The organism is Dietzia sp. DQ11-44, assembly GCF_014145205.1.
Taxonomy (GTDB): Bacteria; Actinomycetota; Actinomycetes; order Mycobacteriales; family Mycobacteriaceae; genus Dietzia; species Dietzia natronolimnaea.
Genome location: NZ_JAALEC010000199.1, coordinates 1 through 465, shown reverse-complemented (window position 1 = coordinate 465; position 465 = coordinate 1). Strand labels below are relative to the sequence as shown.

At 60.6% G+C, this 465-nt stretch carries 1 protein-coding gene; it reads right to left on the bottom strand.

Annotation, left to right across the window (positions count from 1 at the left end; translation table 11 throughout):
- Positions 1-14 precede the first annotated feature (14 nt).
- The coding region (locus tag G6018_RS06140; RefSeq protein ID WP_182639175.1) for an IS3 family transposase at positions 15-465 on the bottom strand (451 nt) is incomplete at its 5' end.

Sequence of the window (465 nt, the reverse complement as noted above, 5' to 3'; positions counted from 1 at the left end):
AGTTGATGGTTTCTCTACGCTGCCGTCGCCGGCTGGATGTCAGCGTAGTGCACCTCGTTCGGCCGCTTGTAGCCGAGCGCTGAATGGCGTCGTCGGGTGTTGTAGAACCCCTCGATGTAGCTGATGACGTCGCGTCTGGCCTGCCTCTTCGTGGCGTAAACGGTGCGGTAGACGCGTTCGTTCTTCAATGCTGAGAAGAACGACTCGGCCATCGCGTTATCCCAGCACACGCCCGTTCGTCCCATCGAGGAACGCATCCCCAGATTCTTGACCAAGCGCCGGTAGTCGCCCGAGGTGTAGACGCTTCCGCGGTCGGAATGGAAGATCGCCCGCGGCTCGATCACCGTCGTCGCGGCAGCGTTCTTCAGCGCCGTCTCGACCAGTTCGGTGCGCATGTGATCGGCGATCGACCAGCCCACCACTTTCTTGGAATAGCAGTCGATCACGGTCGCCAGATAGACGAAC